Origin of the sequence: Sphingorhabdus sp. (assembly GCF_046292425.1) — a bacterium.
Taxonomy (GTDB): Bacteria; Pseudomonadota; Alphaproteobacteria; order Sphingomonadales; family Sphingomonadaceae; genus Sphingorhabdus_B.
The window spans coordinates 27,476-49,051 of record NZ_JBKBQV010000005.1; the positions used below are offsets into that span (position 1 = coordinate 27,476).

General features: G+C 55.2%; 19 protein-coding genes. 15 read left to right on the forward strand and 4 right to left on the reverse strand.

What is annotated here, in order from left to right:
• Nucleotides 1-2 precede the first annotated feature (2 nt).
• The 14 genes from ACK4S7_RS02085 to ACK4S7_RS02150 all read left to right on the forward strand — a co-directional run bounded on the left by ACK4S7_RS02085 (nt 3) and on the right by ACK4S7_RS02150 (nt 16,081).
• A complete protein-coding gene (locus ACK4S7_RS02085; RefSeq protein ID WP_409644034.1) occupies nt 3-2,333 on the forward strand; it encodes a TonB-dependent receptor in 2,331 nt (776 codons plus the stop codon).
• Between the two features lie 324 nt (nt 2,334-2,657).
• Nucleotides 2,658-3,029: a BlaI/MecI/CopY family transcriptional regulator gene (locus tag ACK4S7_RS02090; RefSeq protein WP_409644037.1), complete on the forward strand. Its 372-nt coding sequence runs from the start codon at nt 2,658-2,660 to the stop codon at nt 3,027-3,029.
• The gene (locus ACK4S7_RS02095; RefSeq protein ID WP_409644040.1) at nt 3,026-4,720 is read left to right on the forward strand and encodes a M56 family metallopeptidase; all 1,695 of its coding nucleotides are present in this window, start codon (nt 3,026-3,028) and stop codon (nt 4,718-4,720) included. Before ACK4S7_RS02090 ends, ACK4S7_RS02095 begins: the two co-directional genes overlap by 4 nt.
• Nucleotides 4,721-4,828: 108 nt before the next feature.
• Nucleotides 4,829-5,743 carry an MBL fold metallo-hydrolase gene (locus ACK4S7_RS02100; RefSeq protein WP_409644115.1) on the forward strand — a complete coding sequence of 305 codons (915 nt, stop codon included), beginning with the start codon at nt 4,829-4,831 and terminating at the stop codon, nt 5,741-5,743.
• A 138-nt stretch (nt 5,744-5,881) separates the two neighbouring features.
• Entirely contained in the window at nt 5,882-6,586 is a 705-nt protein-coding gene (locus tag ACK4S7_RS02105; RefSeq protein ID WP_409644042.1) for a hypothetical protein, read from the forward strand.
• Between the two features lie 47 nt (nt 6,587-6,633).
• Complete coding sequence (locus ACK4S7_RS02110) at nt 6,634-7,341, forward strand: DUF4230 domain-containing protein (protein WP_409644044.1); 708 nt, start codon at nt 6,634-6,636, stop codon at nt 7,339-7,341.
• Nucleotides 7,342-7,437: 96 nt separating this feature from the next.
• Nucleotides 7,438-8,430: a quinolinate synthase NadA gene (nadA, locus tag ACK4S7_RS02115; protein WP_409644046.1), complete on the forward strand. Its 993-nt coding sequence runs from the start codon at nt 7,438-7,440 to the stop codon at nt 8,428-8,430.
• Between the two features lie 150 nt (nt 8,431-8,580).
• Nucleotides 8,581-9,342 (forward strand): guanitoxin biosynthesis heme-dependent pre-guanitoxin N-hydroxylase GntA, encoded by a 762-nt coding sequence (gene gntA / locus ACK4S7_RS02120; RefSeq protein ID WP_409644048.1) that lies wholly within the window; start codon nt 8,581-8,583, stop codon nt 9,340-9,342.
• Complete coding sequence (locus tag ACK4S7_RS02125) at nt 9,326-9,916, forward strand: DUF1989 domain-containing protein (protein ID WP_409644050.1); 591 nt, start codon at nt 9,326-9,328, stop codon at nt 9,914-9,916. The genes gntA and ACK4S7_RS02125 overlap by 17 nt, the downstream gene beginning before the upstream one ends.
• A 180-nt stretch (nt 9,917-10,096) precedes the next feature.
• Complete coding sequence (locus ACK4S7_RS02130) at nt 10,097-10,318, forward strand: hypothetical protein (RefSeq protein WP_409644052.1); 222 nt, start codon at nt 10,097-10,099, stop codon at nt 10,316-10,318.
• A gap of 147 nt (nt 10,319-10,465) precedes the next feature.
• Nucleotides 10,466-12,571, forward strand: a complete 2,106-nt coding sequence (locus ACK4S7_RS02135; protein ID WP_409644054.1) for a transglycosylase domain-containing protein — start codon at nt 10,466-10,468, stop codon at nt 12,569-12,571.
• A 30-nt stretch (nt 12,572-12,601) separates the two neighbouring features.
• Complete coding sequence (locus tag ACK4S7_RS02140; RefSeq protein ID WP_409644056.1) at nt 12,602-14,143, forward strand: S1C family serine protease; 1,542 nt, start codon at nt 12,602-12,604, stop codon at nt 14,141-14,143.
• A gap of 42 nt (nt 14,144-14,185) precedes the next feature.
• Complete coding sequence (locus tag ACK4S7_RS02145; protein ID WP_409644058.1) at nt 14,186-15,640, forward strand: ABC transporter substrate-binding protein; 1,455 nt, start codon at nt 14,186-14,188, stop codon at nt 15,638-15,640.
• Between the two features lie 18 nt (nt 15,641-15,658).
• The gene (locus tag ACK4S7_RS02150) at nt 15,659-16,081 is read left to right on the forward strand and encodes a DUF4112 domain-containing protein (protein ID WP_409644060.1); all 423 of its coding nucleotides are present in this window, start codon (nt 15,659-15,661) and stop codon (nt 16,079-16,081) included.
• Here ACK4S7_RS02150 and ACK4S7_RS02155 read toward each other — a convergent pair.
• The 4 genes from ACK4S7_RS02155 to fsa all read right to left on the reverse strand — a co-directional run bounded on the left by ACK4S7_RS02155 (nt 16,078) and on the right by fsa (nt 19,204).
• Complete coding sequence (locus tag ACK4S7_RS02155) at nt 16,078-16,689, reverse strand: ribonuclease T2 family protein (protein WP_409644062.1); 612 nt, start codon at nt 16,687-16,689, stop codon at nt 16,078-16,080. The genes ACK4S7_RS02150 and ACK4S7_RS02155 overlap by 4 nt on opposite strands.
• A gap of 106 nt (nt 16,690-16,795) precedes the next feature.
• Nucleotides 16,796-17,644, reverse strand: coding sequence for a carboxylating nicotinate-nucleotide diphosphorylase (nadC, locus tag ACK4S7_RS02160; protein ID WP_409644064.1), 849 nt, complete (start codon nt 17,642-17,644; stop codon nt 16,796-16,798).
• A gap of 116 nt (nt 17,645-17,760) precedes the next feature.
• Nucleotides 17,761-18,396: a GTP cyclohydrolase I FolE gene (gene folE, locus ACK4S7_RS02165; RefSeq protein WP_409644066.1), complete on the reverse strand. Its 636-nt coding sequence runs from the start codon at nt 18,394-18,396 to the stop codon at nt 17,761-17,763.
• 154 nt (nt 18,397-18,550) lie between these two features.
• The gene (gene fsa / locus ACK4S7_RS02170) at nt 18,551-19,204 is read right to left on the reverse strand and encodes a fructose-6-phosphate aldolase (RefSeq protein ID WP_409644068.1); all 654 of its coding nucleotides are present in this window, start codon (nt 19,202-19,204) and stop codon (nt 18,551-18,553) included.
• A gap of 119 nt (nt 19,205-19,323) precedes the next feature.
• Between fsa and ACK4S7_RS02175 the strand changes: the two genes are divergently transcribed.
• On the forward strand, nt 19,324-21,501 hold the full coding sequence (locus tag ACK4S7_RS02175; protein WP_409644117.1) for a primosomal protein N': 2,178 nt from the start codon (nt 19,324-19,326) through the stop codon (nt 21,499-21,501).
• The last annotated feature ends 75 nt before the right edge of the window (nt 21,502-21,576 follow it).

The following is a 21,576-nucleotide window of genomic DNA, read 5'->3' on the forward strand; positions in this document are numbered from 1 at the left end:
ACATGCGAAATTCCACACTCACAAAGTCGAAACTTGTCCGCGCAGCATATTTGGGCAGCAGCGTACTTGCGCTCGGCATATCCGCTCCTGCTTTCGCGCAGGTCGAAGAAATTGTTGTTACCGCCCAGAAAGTCGAAGAAAATGTGCAGGATGTGCCAATCGCTATCACAGCGGTTTCTGGCGATACACTTACAGCCTCAGGAACGACTAGCCTTGAAAATTTAAGCCAGCTTGTTCCCTCGGTAACTTTCCGCAAGGGCACGACCAATGCCAACTCCGCAGTGGTATTGCGCGGTGTTGGAACAATCTCTTTCTCGATCGCAGCTGAGCCAAGTGTTTCCACCGTTGTTGACGGCGTCGTCCTCAGCCGTTCAGGCCAGGCATTTGCTGACCTTGTTGAAATTGAACGACTTGAAGTATTGCGTGGCCCGCAAGGCACCTTGTTCGGCAAGAACGCGTCAGCGGGACTGATCAACGTGGTTTCCAAAGGCGGCACCGACACCTTGGAAGGTGAATTCACAGCAGAAGGCTTTGAAGGCGGCGAATATCGTGGTCGCGCCACCATATCAGGGCCAGTTGCCGAAAGCCTGACGTTCCGGGCAAACGCCTTTTACGGTACTTACAAAGGCAATATCACCAATGTTTTTGGGGGCCAGAACAACAAGATCAATGGTTACGAGCATATTGGTTTTCGCGGACTGCTTGATTTCGATAATGGTCCCGCGCGTATCAAGATTATTGCAGACTATTACGAAGCTGATGATGATTGCTGTGGCGAAATCACTGGCGTATCGCGCGGTTCCGGATTGAATGCGGAACTGAACCTGCCACTGGGTGTGACCCAAGGTGAAAACCAGCGCTATGTGAACCATAACCTGGTTACTCAGTCGCTTGATAGCCAGTTCGGTATTACCGTAAACGCCGATTTCGATGTATTCACAAACCACACTTTTAGTGCGATCTACGGCTATCGTAACTGGAACAATGAAGAGTTGCGTGAAGGTGACTTCCTTCCACGTGCAATTGTCGGTACGCCAGAACTGCATGACCGCGGTTTTGTTGAAACCGATCAAAGCTCGCTTGAATTGCGTCTGGCATCAGATCAAAGCAAGGCGTTCAAATACCAGGTTGGTGCCTTCTACTGGAAATCCGAAAATACGCAGGACTTCACGCGCAACGTTATCACGTGCTCGACATCGACTTTGCCGGTTGATCCACGCACTGGTGCCCGTCCATGCAACCTGACTGACACAGTAAACACATTGTTCCCGACAGCGACATCGCGCAGCCTTGTCGATATTGAAAATTATGCCGTGTTCGGTCAGGCGACTTATGACTTCACCGACCGGATTGGTTTGACGGTTGGCATGCGCTGGACTCACGACTCCATTGATTATGCTCACCGCCGCGCGCCGGGCGTGAACCGCACCAATGGCGTGCCGACGACCGGCGCTGGTATTTCCGGCGCACCTGCGGGCGGTACGATTGCCAGCGGCGGAAATGGAACGGTGCTTTCGACTGGATCTTCCACCAACAGCAATTTTTCCGGCAAAGCTGTGCTAACCGTAAAGCCAACCGACGACGTCATGCTCTACGGAAGCTACACGCGCGGTTACAAAGGGCCAGCGTTTAACGTGTTCTTCAACCACACAGCGCCAACAAACTCAGTGCCAATTAACGAAGAAACGTCGGACTCATTCGAAGCTGGTATAAAGAGCCAGTTTGCCGACAATCGTGTTCAAGTGAATGCGTCTGTATTTCAGGTGACTTACGACGGCTTCCAGGCGAACAATTTTGTTCTACTCAATGGCGCGGTTGTAACCAACCTGACCAATGCCGGGCAAGTTCGCAGTACCGGCTTTGAACTTGATGCCTTGGCCAACCCGGTTGAAGGTCTGGACCTGTTCGGGAGCGTTGCGTACGCCGATGCAAAGGTACGCCGGTTTAATCCGAACCCGCTGACCAACGCGCCCGACGCCCGCAACGGGACTAAGCTGCCATTGGCTCCATCGTGGAGCTGGAACGTAGGTGCCGCTTATGAAACGCCGTTTAATATGTTTGGCACCGATGCGAAAGTATATCTGCGGACCAGTTTCAACCATGTCGGAAAGCAATTTTCAGACCTTGGGGAAAGTGGACCAATTGATAGCTACGGCCTATGGAATGCGAGCATTGGCTATTCCGACGCCGAAGACAATTGGCGTCTGACCTTCATCATGCGGAACATCACAGATGAAAGTTACGTGCTTCTGAACACCAGCGCTGGCCAGCGTTTGCACATTCCACGCGACGCAGACCGCTACATGGGTGCAAGCTTACGCTTCCGCCTCTGATATCAACGCAATGGCAAGATAAGGGCTGGAATCCGAGAGGATTCCGGCCTTTTTTCTATTTAGGAAGTTAAAATAAAAGCAAGGACGGGTGGTGCGAGACCAATCAGCAACCCACCCGTCCTGCTGTGTGGGTATTGAACCATATTCCCAATGCACTGCTTGTGCCAGTTTACAAAAATCTATTTTTTTCAAATTGATAACTGAATTCTGGTCAAATTTCAGACACACCATTGTAAAATAAGTCGACGAAAAACCGACGGAGGCAGACGAGCGACGTTTACAACTGTAGTCGAATCGATTACGAATGTAGTCGGAGAATATGAAATGTCCTCAGAACGTATTAGCGACGCCGAACTTACAATTATGGAAATCCTGTGGGAGCGCGCGCCGCTGACAGCGACTGACGTCGCTGCGCGCCTGCCGGATGATCGCGAATGGTCGTTACCCACGGTCAAAACATTGCTGTCGCGACTGCTCAGCAAGGCAGCGGTCGAACACCGAGCTGATGGACGCCGCTTTTTATACTCACCGCTCATTGGCCGGGAAGATTATGTTGCCCATGAATCGAAACGACTGGTGGATCGCCTATTTGGCGGCAGGTTCATGCCCTTGTTCGCCCATCTTGCGGAACAGGACAAGCTTAGCGATGCGGACATATCCGAAATCGAAAGATTGCTTCAGGAGATGAAATCATGAGCACTGACATCATGGCCGCCTGGCTGATTGATACGATTATGGTAACAACGTTACTGATGGCCGCTGTCCTTTTAGTGCGGCGGACGGTAGCTAAGCATTTCGGTCCAACTGTCGCCTATGCGCTATGGCTCATTCCAGCTGCACGCGTGATCATGCCATCGCTTGATGGGCCAGCTACATCCCCAGTGAACAGCAACCTTGCGGTCCAAGATACGGTGCGGGACGCAATCTTGACCAGCCTGTCAACGCCGGAAACCGTTGTTACCACAGCGGCCCAGCTACCCACGGTGCCATCGATTGATTATACGGTGCTTGGCATGACATTATGGCTTGGCGGCGCGGCGTTGTTGTTCATCATCCAGATGATCCGTTACGCTGCATTGCGTGATGATCTTTTGTCCGATGCCACTGACATCGCCTCCATTGATGGCGTAAGAATAGTTGCCTCGGATCAAGTCGCCGGTCCGCTCGCGTTCGGTCTGTTTAAACGTTTCGTTGCGGTGCCGGAGAATTTCTCCAAGACATTTTCACCGGCGGAGCGTGAACTGGCGCTGGCCCATGAAATGGCGCATCACAAAGCGGGCGACCTGTTTGCCAACTTGGTGGCCTACTCACTTTTGTGCCTACAGTGGTTCAATCCTGTTGCTTGGATGAGCTGGAATGCGTTTCGCTTTGACCAGGAAGCTGCATGCGACGCCCGCGTCCTTGCCGGCAGAGATTCTACCCAACGGGAAATTTACGGACGGGCGCTCGCGCGGACCGCCTTTGACGGCATGCCGACATTCGCGACTGCGCTCAATTCCCCCAAAACAGTCGTAGAAAGATTAAGGAGACTAACCATGAATGACGCCAGTAAAACAAGGCGTTTCCTGGGTAAGCTAGGCATCTTGACAGCCGCTGCCATCATTTTGCCGCTCACGGCGACGGTTGCACCAGCAATTGGTGCTCAAGAGGCGGACATTGTCGATGTTGCCAAACCGGCGGCTCTTCCCATCCCTGCCGCGCCCCCTGAGCCCGCTGTCCCGGTCGCACCTGTTGAGCCTGCGCCACCAGCGAAGCCGGTCAAAGTGGTGCAAATTTCAATTGGCAAAACAACAGACGGAAAGTCCACGGGCAAAGTTGTGCAAAAACTTTCCCGTGACGGCACGATGTATGTATTCCGAGGCGATAAGCCCCTGTCCGACGCGGAGTTGGACAAAATCGTAGCAGACGCAAAAGACGCCCGTGCTGAAGCCGTGATCGCCATGGTAGAAGCAAACAAAGCAGGCAGAGAGGCGGCAAAAGCTCTGGCGCAGGCCAATGGCGCTCAGATCGAAGCTGACGCAGCGCGTGCATCGGGCGAAGTTGCCCGCGGGATGGCCGAAGCGCATCGCGTCCGCGCCATGCGGATGGCATCATCCTATGTTCCAGAAATTGACATAAAGGAAATTACCAAGAATTGCGAAGCTGGACAGCCAGTTACCACCGACGTTCAGGGATTTGACGGCAATAACAAATCGCGTGTTAAAATAGTAATGTGTGGCAAAGGCCAGGCTCGGATCGCTCGTGTCGAGGCCATCAAAGGCTTGCGTGAGGCCCGTAGCGAAATCGGTTCTGACAAAGACATGCCGGAAGGTATTCGCAAGGACGTCATAAACAAGTTGAACTCTGAGATACGCAGGCTCGAAGCACAAAGTGCTCAAGCAGAGTAACAGGGAAACTGATCCGGGCGAGGCATGCTCCCCTTTTTGACGGTCCGGCGGGGCGGTTTTCGAGAACCGCCCCTTTTTCTTTTGTCTGATATGCGCCATATCTCCATGATGAAATGGCCCGATACTATCGAAGCAGGCGAAACCGAGCGGCACGAACTATTAGTGCGGCGGGTGCTGGCACCCAATGCGTCGCCTTATACCTATACAGGGACCCAAACCTGGATTATAGGGGAGGGAAGCGATGTGGCGGTCATCGACCCCGGGCCTGTTGGCAGCGGCCAAAGTATTGGTGACCCCGCCGACATTCGGGGTGAGGGGCATGTGGAGGCCATATTGCGCGCAGTAGGCGATGCCAAGATTGCTGCGATTCTCTGCACGCATACCCACCGTGACCATTCTCCGGCTGCGGCGCCATTAAAGGCTGCCACTGGCGCACCAATCATTGGCTGCGCGCCATTGGTTTTGCGCGATGATGGGCCGCGAGCCGACAGTGCCTTTGACCCTGATTATTGCCCTGACCGCATCCTGATGGACACAGAGACGATTTCTGGCGACGGATGGACACTTGAAGCTGTGGCGACGCCCGGGCACACCAGCAACCATCTGTGTTTCGCATTACGCGAGAGTGGAGCGCTGTTTACAGGCGACCATGTTATGAAATGGTCAACCAGCGTTGTTAGTCCCCCGGATGGTGACATGAGCGCCTATATGGCGAGCTTGCAAAAGTTATATGAGCGTGACGACCGCATCTATTACCCGGCGCATGGGCCAGCGGTAGAAAATCCCCGCCAGCTTGTTCGGGGCATGATTGGCCACCGCCGGCAACGCGAAAGCCAGATTGTGAAACTGCTTGCGGCGGGTGAGGGCCATATACCCAATTTGGTGGCAGCGATGTATAAAGGGCTGGATCCACGCCTGATCGGTGCAGCAGGCCGGTCGGTTCTTGCGCATCTCATCGATTTACAAAATCAAGGCCGGGTTGGTGTCAAAGACGACGGCTGGCATCTGACAGCAGAAGCTTGATGCCCGCTTAAGGGCGTGGTATCCATCGGGCCGGGTCGCGAAGTCTCATTTGAGGGATGATAGCGCATGGCTACTGTGGCATCGGCCCAACCGCACTCAAGCGAAACCGACACTTTTTTCCGTCTACTTGCCATATTGATGGCTTTCACCGTCGTCGCGGGATTCTCGTTCCAGTTCCTTGCGGGCCGCTCCAGCTTCGTTGCGCGCCCGCTGGTGCATTTTCATGGCATTGCCTTCATGGCTTGGGTCGGCCTGTTTGTTACTCAAGCGTGGCTCGCAACATTGGGGTCCGTTTCGTTACACCGTCGGCTAGGCTGGATTGGAGCGGGCTGGATTTTCGTCCTGCTAATCTTGGGCAGTCTCATTAGTATAGACGTAACCCAGCGCGGCACCGCGCCGTTCTTCTTCCAGCCTCAGCACTTTCTGATTGCTAACCCGCTATCGGCTGTCGTTTTTGCTGCGCTTGCCTGGACGGCGATCCGGTTTCGGCGCCAAACGGACTGGCATGTGCGCCTGCATATCTGCGCGATGACGGCGATTATCGGCCCCGCATTCGGACGCTTATTGCCCATGCCGCTGCTCATCCCCTACGCATTCGAGATTGCGGGACTTGTAGGGCTGGTGTTTCCCATTGCAGGCATTATTCACGATTGGCGCAAATTCGGCCGGGTACATCCGGCATGGTATTGGGGTGTAGGCGCGTTTCTGGCGGTGATTCCGGTGTCGCACCTCATTGCGACTTCTGCACTGGGCGATGCGATCTATGCAGCCGTGACGACAGGACATCCAGGCGCAGGCGTTCCCGGGCTAGCGTTCCCGCCGGCTCCTATTATGCCTCAATAATTGCGGATGCATTTGCCGTAAGGCTATTTGCCCTTATGTATAAGGGCATGACGCTTCAAACCCCTAAAAATTGGTCGGCGCGCCTTGTGGCACTGGGCGTGGTAGCAATCTTCATCCTTTTCATGTGGTGGGCGATAGACAGCATGCGTTCATGGCGTGAAGGGCCGTCGCCCGAAACCATTGCGAGCGCCAGTCTGACCGGCATTCGGGAACAGAACCGCCTGTCCGCCTTTGCCGCCAATTATGCTGCTGTTGTTACGAGTAAACAGACACGCTTTGGCCTGTCGGCACGCAAGACGCTCATCATGCAAGGTCTGGTGCGCTACGAAGTGGATATGGCCAAGCTGACTGAGGATGATGTCCGCTGGGATCCAAGCACAGAAACGTTGCGCGTCAGAATTCCGCCAATTGAGATTGCACCACCACAGATCGATTTGAACTCGATTCAAGAATATGGCGAGAACGGTCTTTTGCGGGCGTTCACCAATGTAGATGACACGCTCGATGACGCCAACCGGTCAAAGGGGCAGGCAGAGCTGATACGGCAAGCCCAAGGACCAGTGCCGATGAAATTGGCGCGTGACGCGTTTAAACGCGCCATTACTCAGAACTTTCAGGCACCATTGCGCGCGGTAGGTCTGAATGCGAAGGTCGAGACCTATTTTGCCGATGAAATCGGCGGGCAGGTGTCGACGCGGTGGGATGAATCCACGCCGCTGGAGGAAATTGTCGGGAACAATCTAAAAACCCGATAAGTGGACTTAGCTGACCTTGTTTCGCGTCGCCAAATCGACCACATAGGCTATCAATTCAGCTGCCGAAACATGTCGGCATGGTAAAGGTAAGACAGCATGAACGCTCCCACCCCCCGCGAAAACCTGCAGGGCCTTGACCTGCTCGCAGAGATCAATCAGCTAAAAAAAGAGCGTAATGCCATCATTCTGGCGCATTATTACCAGAAGCCCGAAATTCAGGATATTGCCGATTTCGTAGGCGACAGCTTGGAACTGAGCAAACGTGCGGCGGAAACCGATGCTGACGTCATTGCCTTTTGCGGCGTGAAATTCATGGCCGAAACGGCAAAGATCTTAAGCCCTGAAAAGATTGTCATCTTGCCGGACATGGCCGCCGGCTGTTCGTTGGAGGACGCGTGTCCTCCAGGGAAATTCCGGGCATTCCGCGAGGCGCACCCGGACCACATCGCGCTCACTTACATCAACTGCTCCGCCGAAGTTAAGGCTTTGTCCGACATCATCGTGACCAGCAGCAGCGCCGAGACAATCCTGAGCCAGATTCCGCCCGAACAGAAAATCATTTTTGGGCCCGACCGTCATTTAGGAGGCTATCTTAGCCGTAAATTTAACCGCGAGATGCTGTTATGGCCCGGTGTCTGCATTGTGCATGAGGCATTTTCGGAAACCGAGTTATTGAAGCTGAAGGCTCAACATCCCGGTGTGCCGGTAGCCGCCCATCCCGAATGCCCGCCGCATATCATTGACCATTCGGATTATGTTGGCAGCACCAGTGGTATCCTGCAATATGCCCAGACGATGGAGGGTGATACCCTGATCGTGGCTACCGAACCACATATCATCCACCAGATGGAAAAGGCAGAACCCAACAAGACCTTCATTGGCGCCCCCGGCGCAGACGGGAATTGTGCATGCAACATCTGTCCATATATGGCGCTGAACACGATGGAAAAATTGTACCTCGCGTTGCGCGATCTCAAGCCTCAGATCACACTCGACGAGACTGTCCGACTGGCTGCAAAAAAGAGCCTTGACCGAATGTTGGAAATGGCAAGCGGAACGTTGGGCAAGGGCGACCTCGGCCGAGCCTAGAAGGTATGTTTGGACATAGGCATCCAAATTGCGCGACACCGACACTTAACTTTCGTCAGCCACGGTGTGTCGTCCGCTATGGCTGAAATTGGTCAGCGTTTACCATAGCATTGACGGACAATAGCGGCTTTTCAACCAATGGCGTACAAAATGGCACATGTTGAAACCATTTTGAATGCTACTGGTTATGATGACATGTTCCAACCAGTATCTGCAATCCGTCACCCGCTAATTTCGGCGTTTCAGGAGTTCGTGCGCGAGCCACTGTTCCCTTGCGTGGGGGCAAAGGCTGCATTGTCCAAGGAACAGATGACCTTCGTTGTCGCTCGCGACATCAAATCTGCATGGGATGATCTGGATATTCATGAACAAGTTCGTGGTCTGGTTGACCTCTATCGTCAAAACCGGGCGCCCTTCCGTTCCCTCGCGGTCATTTTTGAACATGATTCTGGCTTGGATGAGTTGGAATTTGAACAATATCTGTGGGAACGATTGCAGTCGTTAAGCGACAAGGACGACTGGCTGGGGCAAGAACAAGATGCGCGCGTGGCGCATGATCCAAACCATCCTGAATTTTCGATCAGCTTGGGTGGTGAAGCCTTTTTTATCGTGGGATTGCATCCCCAAGCAAGCCGCCCCGCACGCCGGTTTATTAGGCCTACCATGATTTTCAACCTGCACGACCAATTTGAATTGCTACGCGAAGCCAACCAATATGAAAAGCTGCGGACGTCGATTCTCGGCCGTGATGTGAAAATTGCCGGGACAGTAAACCCCATGTTGGCAAAGCATGGAGAAATTTCCGCAGCACGCCAATATAGCGGTAGGGCAGTCGAAACCGGCTGGAAATGCCCATACCAACGTGCGGGTGCGCACCCGGATCTGGAGCTTCTTGATGCCATCACGGATTGAACCGAGAACAGGGGTCGCGTTCACACTGAACCGGGGCGACATATTGACCGTGACCGACCCGAATGGCGAACAGGTGGCCGATCTCCTCGCCTTCAATCAAGGCGACATCGGCGAAGTCATTTCGTCAGGTCGCACACTTGATTACGCAAGCCGCCTGTTTCTGACAACCGGTGACCTGCTCTATTCAAACCGCAGCAACGTAATGCTTGAGATCATTTCGGATGACGTGGGGCGGCACGACTTTCTGCTTACTCCCTGCAGCAAGGATACATTCCGCATCATTTACGGGGATACCGACCCGCATCAAGGGTGCTTTGGCAATCTGGCAGGCGCACTTTCCCCCTTTGGAATTACTGAAGACATGATTCCGGTTGCGTTCAATTGTTTTATGAACGTCGCAGTTGACGGGGTAACTGGCAATTTGAGCGTCGATCCGCCGTTGAGCAAAGCGGGTGACAGCATCCGCTTTTTGGCACATACCGACCTCATTATCGGCCTTACGGCTTGTTCGGCGTTGCAATCGAACAACGGCTCATTCAAGCCAATCGAATATCGAATTGAAGCCGTTGTCTGATTTCAAACAAAATTGGTTATGGTGGTTGCAATATGCTGCGCGATTGTAAGTCCGGGGCACTGGCTTCGCTTCGGATCAAGCTGTGTTTTCGGTCCGGCACCACAAACTGGCCGACCTAAAATCTCCGGCTTCGTTCAATGAACCTGTCCAGCGCCGCAAACTGCAAACCGGGACATGCGAATGGTCGCGCTAGCCGGCAAGGTGTCGGTAAAGGCAGTCGCTGTCGATACATCGGGTGCAAATTGGGGTATTCAGACGCTTTGGCACGGGACGGCACTGTCAGATGAGTTAGGCCTGCCGGCCCTATTTGGGGTGAAGGCGCGGCATGGAGGCAGCCAGAACATTTTTGTGCGGGATACCAATCGCGATTGGGAATTGTTACGCTCACTTGCACCCAACTGAAGCAAGCGCGTATGGCAAGTGGCTGGATGCTGGCGGTCGTTAAAAGCTGACATGGGCGTGATAAATTGCCGCCTTCAGCAAAGGTGCCCGGACAAATGTAAATATCCCCTCGCCTTCACCGTTATATCGATATAATACAGCCCCGCGATGCTCTTCTGGCGCTCTTCTTCTGATAAACATGCGGATATCGACAGTCGGCTTGCTGCTTTCGATGAGAGTTACGCGCAACGCTTTCCTGACGATCCGCAGCCGTGGAATTCCGCTACCCCACTGGCTGGAAGGCGGCTATTTCTGGGGAAATCGCGCTGGTGGTGGGTGGTTCGCGGCACGGCGGCCATTCTCGCATTATTCATTCTGATACTGGTTTGGCTCGCGGTCACGGCACCGCTGTCAAAGTCGCTTCAGCCGATTGCGCCGCCGCGCATCACCTTGCTGGCATCGGACGGTACACCCATTGCGCGTAATGGCGCCATTGTCGACAGACCTGTGGACATCACCAAATTGCCACCACATGTGGTGCAAGCGTTCCTTTCCATAGAGGACCGCCGCTTCTATACGCACTTGGGCATTGACCCGCGTGGCCTTGCGCGCGCCGCCTGGTCGAATGCGTTTGGCAGCGGTATCACCCAAGGCGGCAGTACAATTACGCAGCAATTGGCAAAATTTACCTTTCTCACTCCTGAAAGAAGCCTGACCCGCAAGGGACGTGAAATGCTCATTGCTTTCTGGCTTGAAGGTCGCCTGACGAAGGATGAAATTCTGGGCCGATATCTGTCCAACGTCTATTTTGGCGACAATGTATATGGGTTGCGCGCGGCTTCACTGCATTATTTCTACCGCCAGCCGGAGCGATTGACGCTCAGCCAAGCTGTAATGCTGGCTGGCCTTGTACAGGCGCCGTCGCGGCTCGCCCCGACCAAGAACCCAGAGCGCGCAGCAAAGCGCGCTAAGCTCGTTCTCAGGGCGATGGTTGCCAATAAGGCTATCACGCAGGCAAAGGCCAATGCCACACCCGTAGCGCGGCTTGACGTGCGTGTGCGGGAAACTCTTCCGACCGGAACCTATTTTGCCGACTGGGCGATTCCGCAGGCGCGACTGCTAACTGAAAGCGGTTATTCAGACGTTCGTATCACTACTACCTTGGACGCGCGCTTACAGAACATCGCTCGCAAAGTTGTGGCGCGCTCTGGCATTGGCAGCGCACAGATTGCGCTCGTTGCAATGCGCCCCAGCGGGGAGGTGGTCGCAATGGTGGGCGGAAAAAGCTATAAAGAATCGGCGTTTAACCGCGCCACGCAAGCACGCCGACAGCCTGGTTCTACCTTCAAGCTGTTCGTTTATCTGGCGGCACTTCGTTCTGGGATGACACCAAAGTCACTGATTGCGGATACGCCAATTAACGAGGGGAGCTATCGCCCCAAAAATTCGGGTCAGCGTTATCGCGGCGATATCACGCTGGAACAGGCCTTTGCTCAATCAAGCAATGTTGCGGCGGTGCGACTTTACCAAAAAGTGGGGGGCAAAGATGTCGAGCAGGCGGCGCAAGATTTAGGCATCCGTAGTCCATTGACGCTGGACCAAAGCCTTGCGCTAGGCAGTTCAGGTGTGACACTCATCGAGTTGACCGCAGCTTATGCAGGCGTTGCAGGAAATCAGTGGCCCGTTGAACCCCATGCTTTCAAACAGGCGGAGCAGGGCTGGGTCGAATGGCTATTCTCCGGGCCACGTTCCTTTAGTAGCCGCACACACCGGATGTTGCTTGATTTACTAGGCGCTTCGGTGAATGAAGGCACTGGACGGGCGGCACGCCTGTCCATTCCGGCTTATGGGAAAACCGGCACTAGCCAGGACAATCGCGACGCCCTGTTTGTTGGTTTCGCCGGTGATCTGGTGGTCGGTGTCTGGATTGGCAACGATGACAATAGCCCGTTAAAGGGCATTAATGGCGGCGGACTGCCAGCGCGGATTTGGCGGGATTTCATGTCTCAATCGATACGCAACGCTGCGCCTGCTGTGCGGCCAAAGACACAGCAGGTCCCTGATCCTGATGGACCGATTGAGCCGTTGGATCTGCCGGAATTACAGGATTTGCCCATCGATATTGGCAAATCGGAAGTACGCGTTGACCAAAATCAGGGGGTCATTTTGAACACTGACGTCGGCGGGGTTCCGCTTGAAATTAAGCTTGGCCGCGACGGAGCCAACATTCAGCCTGCCCCGTCCGCGGAACGATCCGCGCCGGAACCGCGCTAATGCGTATTGAATACTGCTATGGATAAAATCATGCGATATATTGCCGCAGTTCTTCTGTTCTTTTCACCCATGCTCGGCTCGCTTGCCTTGGCGGACGCAAGCGACATCAGCGCTGCATCGCGAAGCGTCGTGCGGGTTGTTGTGTTCAGCTCCGCTGAAGGACAGCAGAGCATCGTCAGTATCGGCTCCGGCGTTGCTGTGGCGCGCGATAAAGTCGTCACGAACGCCCATGTAGTTGAAATGGCAGGCTCTGACGACAGCGCAGAAATTGTCATCGTGCCCTCCGATGGCAGCCAGAGCTACCGCGCCGTGGTCACCGCCAGTCTGCCGGGTAAGGATTTGGCATTGCTGCAGTTAAAGTCGGGGGCCCTCGTCCCCGCAAGCATTTTTGCAGGCATCGCATCTGATGGGGAGGATGTTTTTGCCATTGGCTATCCTGCGAGCGTCGACGTCGCACTTGAACAGAGCGAAGCTGACGTACTGCGTCCCCAGCAACCCGTCAAAACGCGCGGGACGGTATCCTCAGGCCGCACATCCAAGACAGTGGAATCACTGTTACACACTGCACCCATTGCGCCGGGCAGTAGTGGTGGACCCATTGTCGACGCTTGCGGACGAGTGCTTGGAATAAACAGTTTTGGATCCGTCCCCACCGACGGCGGCGCGGAATTCTATTTTGCCGTTTCGGCGCGTGAGTTATCTTCCTTTCTCGCAAACCGAGGTGTTGATTTTCGATCCGTTCGAGGGGACTGTCGCTCTGTTGCCGAACTGACGCGAGCTGAAGCTGAACTTGAGGCATCAACGCGGGCAAAGATGGAACGAGAGGCTCGTGTTGCGGCCGAACTGCAGCGCAGTCGTGAAGGCAAAGTTCGCAGCGATGCTGAACATGCCGTCATTGGCGAGCGCGAAAACCATCTTGCGCTAGCGGGCTTTCTGCTTGTTTTAAGTGCGGTTGCAGGTGGTGCGGCTTGGCAATTTTCCGAGCGAGGTCAAAAAGACCGCTTTAAAGCCGCAACGGCCGCTGGCGTCGTGATTTTTGCAATGGCTGTGGGTATATTTGCCGCACGTCCATCGTTTAATGAAGTCGATGACCGTGTGCGTGCGGCGTTAACGGCTGACGCTGATGCGCCGCGCAAAGAAGTGGCCAACGCCGACGCTAATGCAGGCAAGCCCCTGGCCAAAATTTGCGTATTGCAGCCGCAGCGGAGCCGAGTCACTATGTCGGAAACAGCTGATGTAGAGTTTACGTGGCAACCCGATGGCTGCGTAAATGGCCGCACGCAATATGTGGAGAGCGGGGGCCGTTGGGTCCGCAGTTTTGTGCCCAATAATGACGCCCAGATTTCGGTTGTCAGCTATGCTCCGGAAACCGACATCTACCGCATCGACCGCTTTTTGTTGGGTAGGGAAGCTATGCAATCCGCGCGTGAGGCGCGACAGTTATACGATGTCAAAACCTGCACCACCGACCCAGTCCAAGTGACGAATGTCGAGAATATGAACAAAGCTATTGCCGCACAATTACCGTCTACCCCTAACGAGGTCCTGCTGTTCACTTGCTCTAACCGTTGAATGGTGGATTGTGCAGCCGGACATTCTGCTTATGGTGGTGCTATGACCCGGTTGCTGTCGCCAATGCTGTTGCTGCTGTCGGCAACCCTTGCCGGATGCGCTGAAGGTGTCGATAATGAACGAGTGCGGGTCGACGTTATCGAAGAAAGTCCCCGGCCGTTTAATGTTTCCGCTACACCTTTGCCCCTTGCATCAGCCTATTTGCGTGCCGCAACGGCCCAGGGGCTGGTCACGTTCGACGAAAAGGGTCGCGTGGCACCGGGACTGGCCAACCGTTGGATCATAACCGAAGACGGCATGAGTTACATTTTCCGGCTGAATAAAGCCCGGTGGAATGATGGACGCGAAATCGGGTCGCAAGACGTCGCGCGCCTTTTAACCGCGCGCATTAAGGAATTGGGTAAGGGGCGCCTGGGCCCCGAACTCGGCGTCATCGACCGTGTCGTCGCGATGACCGGTAAGGTGGTGGAAATCAGGCTGAAGGCACCTATGCCCTATCTGTTGGAATTGCTAGCCTTGCCCGAATTCGGGCTGTTGAGTAAAGGGGCTGGGTCAGGCCCAATGCAAGCAAGAAAATTCGGGCAGGCAATGCAATTGCGACGCAACGAAACCGACGCCGAAGGCGCGCAAATCTTGGGCAACGCCATTGTAACATTGCGCCGGGGCGATGCATCACTTGTTCTTGCCCGTTACGCGCTTGGGATGAGTGATCTTGTCGAGGGCGGCAGATTTGAAAGTTTCCCCTTGTTGGAGGCGGCAAAGATCAGGCCAGGCGAAATCCAGTTTGATGCAGTTCCGGGGTTATTTGGTTTGCAGGTGATCGAGGATGGCCCGTTTCTATCCGACACGGCCAATCGCGCGGCGATTGCCATGGCCATTGATCGACCGAAATTGCTGACAGCGTTCGATATCGTCGCATGGCGGGAAACGGTCACTTTGGTACCCGAAAGTCTGCCCAATCGCACCGATATTGCCCGCCCTTCTTGGGCAGCCCCAGCCATGGACGAACGCAGATCGATGGCAGCAAGGACCGTTGCAAACTGGAAAAGCAGCAATGGCGCTATCCGGCCCCTACGCGTCGCTTTACCGCGTGGCTATGGCAGCCGAATATTCTTTGCGCGCCTCAGGGCCGATCTGGCAACCATTGGTATTGATATTGAGCGAGTAACGATGGACCGCCCGCATGACCTGCTGCTCGTTGACCGAACGGCCGAACAGTCCAGCCCTGCTTGGTATCTGGATCAATTGTCATGCAAATTTGCCACGATATGCAGCACGCGGGCGGACGAGATTGTTGCCGAAGCGCGGTTGACGAACGACATGGCGATGCGCGCGATATTATTGGGGCAAGCAGAAGCCGAATTACAAGCCACGGTTGCTTTTATCCCCATAGCAAATCCCTTGCGCTGGTCGGTCGTAAGACCCGGACTTCTGGGGCATTTTGCCAATGGCCGGGGGTGGCACCTGTTGCAATATCTCGGGCGTGATCCAACATAGGGGTAAAGGAGAACGTCAGTGCCTATTTCGCCGGAACAATTTGCGCAGATTGCCAAGGATTTGCCGGGTATGGGCAGCGATCCCCACGCAGTGCGCGCACGTGTAGAGGCCCTGGAAAAGATGCTGGAGCGCGCCTTTGTTATTCCGGGAACGAAAATCCCGTTCGGGCTTGATAGCGTTATTGGCCTCGTTCCCGTAATTGGAGACCTCGTGACAGCTGCCATGGGGGCCTATATTGTGTGGGAGGCGCGTAATCTGGGCATGTCTAAATGGCAACTCATCCGAATGACGGCGAATGTCGGTGTCGATACGGCCATCGGTGCCATTCCGTTTGTTGGCGACGCGTTTGACCTTGTCTGGCGCTCCAACAGCAAGAATTTGCGTATTATCAAGAAACATCTCGACAAGCATCACCCGGGTACGCGGGTTATTGAGGGTTAGCGCCCGCGCCAGATTTTTATCTGCGTTTTGGGCGGTGCCATGCGGGTGAAGGCCGGGCACGACCGAGGCTTGAAATTCCGACCAAGACAGACCCGTACTTCTTGAAGCCAGCCCTTGGCGTTGGTCTTTACAGTGATGGCATCGATTGGCAGACCTTCATTCAGATCGGCAAAGCTTTCTGCAAGCATTTGGGCGGTCAGCGGCGTACCGCGTTCGGGTTCGCGTGAAAGTCGCGCCATGTCTGGAAATTCAATTGCGTTGAACAGCAGACGGGCCGCCGCGAAATAGGCCTCAGGTTTTTGCGCCATACAACTGCCATGTTTCGCCCACTGATGCTGTAGCAATTGGGGCGAGGGGCCAAGGCAGATATTGTCCGAAACTGTCCGACGGGGCAAAACGCCGACTGCGCGGCAATATTGTGGATAATTCGGCCCTTTCGCCTCAGGCCATAGCCCGTGCAGGATAAAACCAAAATCGCCGATCTCGCCAGAACATTGAAATCGCGCGGCCGGCTCGCGCTCTCGTCGACGGCAATATTCCGGGCTCCAATTCAGTGCCAGAACATAACCATCTATGGCGGTGCGGCGTGTCTGACCTGCCGGCGGCATTTCTAGGGCAGGGCGTGGCAGAAATTTCGGCGGTTGGCATTGCCAGGCCTGCGCCAGCAACGGCTCCGGCAGAGAACAGGCAAATAACCCCAATAATGCGAAGAGCTCAAGCCTGCGCAAAGTCCAGTCCGATATCAACGGCAGGCGCGCTTTGGGTGAGGCGACCGACTGAAATGTAGGTTACACCGGTTTCAGCCTTCGCGCGTATGGTTTCCAAGGTAACTCCGCCTGATGCCTCGGTCGGTACACGGCCCGCCACGAGCGCCACGGCCGCGCGCAGCGTGTCGACATCCATATTGTCGAGCAATAAATGGCTTGCGCCCGCGGCAAGCCCGGGCTCAATCTGGGCTATGCTATCGACCTCAAGGATGATCCGCTCCACGCCAGCATTTCTGGCCCGGGACACGGCCTCTGCCACACCGCCTGCGACCGCGACATGATTGTCCTTGATCATAGCTGCATCCCAAAGGCCCATGCGATGGTTCGTCGCGCCACCCATGCGCGTTGCATATTTCTCCAGCAGCCGAAGTCCGGGGATCGTTTTGCGGGTGTCGAGAAGAATACAGCCAGTTCCCGATATCGCGTCGACATATTGCCGCGTCATTGTCGCAATGCCCGACAGATGCTGCACCGTATTCAGCGCCGACCGTTCCGCCGTCAGCAAGGCGCGGGCCTTGCCCTTCAACCGCATGAGATCAGTTCCGGCAGGAACCTGTTGCCCCTCGCTTACCAGTATTTCGATTTCCATCACAGGATCGAGCATTTGGAAAAAGGCAACGGCAATCGGTAGCCCAGCCAAAATTATGGCATCGCGGCTGTCCATCACGCCGTCAAAACGGACATCTGCTGGAATGACGCTTTCGGAAGTTACGTCTCTACCGGTTGGTCCAAGGTCTTCGGATAATGTGGCCTGAACAAATGCGGCCAGATCAAACTGGGGAATATGAAAGGCCATTACTTTTTATCCGGCATTGTTGTGGAACGGGCAAGCCCGCCCGATTATAGGTCCGTTCGTTAAACGCAGCAATTGCCGAAAACAGGGCGAACGCAAAAGATATGGCCTGACCGAGGTCAGTAGCCCATCAGGCTCATGACTTCCTTGCGGCTCGATTGATCGTCAAGGAAGCAACCAATAAGCTTTGAAGTGACCATGCCCACGCCGTGTACTTTCACGCCGCGTCCGGTCATGCAGCCATGCTGCGCCTCGATAACCACTGCGACGCCCTCGGGCTTCAAATTTTCCCAGATGCAGTTTGCAACTTCCGCAGTCAGGCGCTCCTGCACCTGAAGCCGTTGCGCAAATCCGTGCAGAACGCGGGCTAGCTTTGAGATGCCGACCACCTTGTCCGTTGGCATATAGGCAATCGACGCCTTGCCAATGATAGGCGCCATATGATGTTCGCAATGCGATTGAAACGGAATGTCTTTCAACAGTACCAGCTCGTGATAGCCGCCGACCTCTTGAAAAGTCCGCGACAAATGGGTCGCAGGATTTTCAGCATAGCCAGCGCAATATTCGCGCCATGCGCGCCCCACGCGTGCTGGCGTGTCCAGAAGGCCTTCGCGCTCTGGATCGTCCCCCGACCAACGGATTAACGTACGAATTGCGTCTTGGACTTCGTCAGGGACAACGACCTTGCCGTTCTCTCCAATTTCGTCATGATAATGGATATGCGCGATAGGAAACACCTTTTCGGGCTTGTTCATCTTTAGGCTCCGGCGGACGACCTGTCCGCATTTTCACGCCCAAAGATATGTCGGCCCGCCTCTAAAAACTATACGGACAATAGCCCATAGGTGCCGCATCGCAACAAGTGATGGCATTTCTGCCATCATTCATATGGATTTCCGTCACAACAGACTAGCCAATCGCTTGACCAGTTTTCGCCCAGTCGGCCAAAAAGCCCTCAATGCCCTTGTCAGTCAAGATATGCTTAAACAGGCCCTTGATGACCGATGGCGGCGCGGTCATTACGTCAGCACCAATCTTTGCAGCTTCAAGTACGTGAACGCCATGGCGCACGCTGGCGACGAGGATTTCAGTGCCAAAAGCGTAATTGTCGTAGATGAGACGAATGTCGCTAATTAGCTGCATGCCGTCAAAACCATTGTCGTCATGACGACCAACGAATGGCGATACGAATGTCGCGCCGGCCTTTGCGGCCAACAGCGCCTGATTAGCGGAGAAACAAAGGGTCACGTTGACCAAAGTGCCTTCCGATGTCAGCGCCTTGCAAGTCTTCAAGCCATCAATCGTCAAAGGCACCTTGATGCAGACATTGTCGGCAATCTTGCGCAGGATCTCGGCTTCTTTCATCATTGTGGCATGATCGAGAGCAACAACTTCTGCGGACACAGGACCATCGGTCAGCGCGCAAATTTCGCGGGTCACTTCAATGAAATCCCGACCCGATTTGGCAATCAATGAAGGGTTGGTGGTGACACCGTCCAGCAAGCCCGTCGCCGCCAGATCCTTGATGTCGGCAATGTCAGCGGTATCGGCAAAAAATTTCATGGGTTGTTTTCCTGATTGGAGATTCGGGTCAATTATCCCTTGGCAAAATATGGGCTGAAATAACAGGCTTATTGGAACCAGATGGTGACGTTCGCCATATCATTGCCTATACCCCCGTCATGAGTCCGCCCACCAACCGCGTTCGTGTCGTCCTGTTGACGCAAGCGATTGGTCCGCTGGATTACAGGCTACCGGCGGGAATGGACGCGGGGCCCGGATGTGTGGTGATGGTGCCGCTTGGCCCGCGCAAATTGCCGGGTGTAATCTGGGACGATGATGTTTTCAGTGACGAAGCGGTCGATGCGAGCAAGCTACGCGCGGTGCTGGAGTTGGTGGAGTGCCCGCCGGTCGGGCCGGGCCTTCGTCGCCTTGTTAACTGGGTAGCAGATTATTACCTGACCAGTCATGCGGCAGTTTTACGGATGGTATTGTCGTCTTCAGCGGCATTTACAGCGACCGGAACCATTACCGAATATCGACGCACGGGTTCTGAACCTGCGCGGCTGACACCGCAACGCGCCGCTGCGCTGGATGCATTGGAGGGCGCGCAGGGTCTGGTGCGCGAACTGGCTGCGGAGGCGGGCGTGAGCGACGGTGTCATTCGCGGGCTTATCAAAGCTGGCGCTTTTGAACCCGTAACCATCAGCGTCGATTCGCCGTTGCCGGAGCCGGACGCCGATTTTGCGGTGCCGACGTTGAATGAAGCGCAGACGGTCGCGGCAACCAGCATGGTGGAAGCCGTCCGCGCTGGCGGCTTTGATACCTTCGTACTCGACGGCGTAACTGGTTCAGGGAAGACCGAAACCTATTTTGAAGCGATTGCCGAGGCGATACGGCTGGGCAAGCAGGTTTTGGTCCTGCTTCCCGAAATCGCGCTCACAGCTCCGTTCCTTGCGCGATTTGAAGACAGGTTCGGCGTCGAACCAGCCGTATGGCATAGCAACCTGCGTTCAACGCAACGTCGCCGTGTATGGCGCGCAGTCGCCGATGGCAGCGCAAAGGTGCTTGTCGGCGCGCGATCGGCTTTGTTCCTGCCGTTTGCCCATCTGCGTCTGATCATTGTTGATGAAGCGCATGAGACAAGCTTTAAACAGGAAGACGGCGTGCGGTATCATGCCCGCGACGTTGCCGTTATGCGCGGACGTTTTGAAGGATTCCCGGTCGTGCTGGCTTCGGCTACGCCCGCGCTCGAATCGCGGCATATGGTGGCAATTGGCCGCTATAAGGGGCTTGAGATCCCGTCGCGCTTTGGCGCGGCCAAGATGCCTGAAATCAAGGCAATTGACCTGACACTCGATGCGCCGGAGTCACAGCACTGGATTGCGCCCACATTGTTAAAGGCGCTGGAAGAGCGCGTCGAGCGTGGCGAACAAAGCCTGTTGTTCCTGAACCGACGCGGATATGCGCCACTAACCTTGTGCCGCACATGTGGTCACCGGTTCCAATGTCCTAATTGCACAAGCTGGATGGTCGAACATCGGCTCGTCAGAAGGCTTGCGTGCCACCATTGCGGCCACGTCATGCCTCCGCCGGAGGAATGTCCCGAATGCGGCGAAAGCGACACTCTGGTTGCCTGTGGTCCCGGGGTCGAGCGCATCTGCGACGAGGTTAACCGGCTTTTGCCCAATGCGCGCACCATTGTGGCGACGTCGGACACATTATGGTCGCCCGAAAAGGCGGCTGAATTCGTGTCGCGAGTGGAGAACAAGGCGGTTGACATCATTATCGGAACGCAATTGGTGACGAAGGGCTATCACTTTCCCGAACTGACACTGGTCGGCGTGATCGATGCCGATCTGGGGCTTGAGGGCGGGGATTTGCGCGCGGCAGAGCGCACGTTCCAGCAAATCGCGCAGGCGGCAGGCAGGGCAGGGCGTGGGGAAAAGCCGGGCGAGGTCTTTATCCAGACACGCAATCCTAACCACCCGGTTATCGCGGCGCTGGTCGCTGGCGACCGCGACGCGTTTTATGATGCCGAAACCGAGCAACGCAAATCCGCTGGCGCGCCGCCCTTTGGCCGATTTGCCGCTATCATCATTTCATCCGAGGATGAACGCGAAGCTATTGAGGCAGCGCGCGCGGTCGGGGGCGCTGCTCCGCAAGTGGAGGGCATGTATGTCTATGGACCGGCGCCAGCCCCGCTTGCCATGCTGCGTGGCCGTTATCGCCAGCGGCTGTTGGTCCATGCACAACGCTCGGTCGAGGTTCAGACTATCATCCGCGAATGGCTCAGCGGTTTGAACTTTCCGCGCGGTGTTCGGGTTGGCGTTGACGTCGACCCCTATAGTTTCCTGTGACTTGGACTTTGCCCCTTATATAGCGGATTTACCTGCAGCTTATTCTGTTGCATCGTGCCCACAAAACAATTGGGG